This window comes from Bacillus sp. SN1 (assembly GCF_002796895.1).
GTDB classification, from domain to species: domain Bacteria; phylum Bacillota; class Bacilli; order Bacillales; family Bacillaceae; genus Bacillus; species Bacillus inaquosorum.
Genome location: NZ_PHIE01000021.1, coordinates 1 through 255, shown reverse-complemented (window position 1 = coordinate 255; position 255 = coordinate 1). Strand labels below are relative to the sequence as shown.

1 rRNA gene is annotated in these 255 nt (G+C 54.9%); it reads right to left on the bottom strand.

The features are described 5' to 3' along the window. A 16S ribosomal RNA gene (locus CVV77_RS21890) occupies positions 1 to 255 on the bottom strand; the annotation flags it as partial.

Sequence of the window (255 nt, the reverse complement as noted above, 5' to 3'; positions counted from 1 at the left end):
CCCTCTCAGGTCGGCTACGCATCGTTGCCTTGGTGAGCCGTTACCTCACCAACTAGCTAATGCGCCGCGGGTCCATCTGTAAGTGGTAGCCGAAGCCACCTTTTATATTTGAACCATGCGGTTCAAATAAGCATCCGGTATTAGCCCCGGTTTCCCGGAGTTATCCCAGTCTTACAGGCAGGTTACCCACGTGTTACTCACCCGTCCGCCGCTAACATCAGGGAGCAAGCTCCCATCTGTCCGCTCGACTTGCAT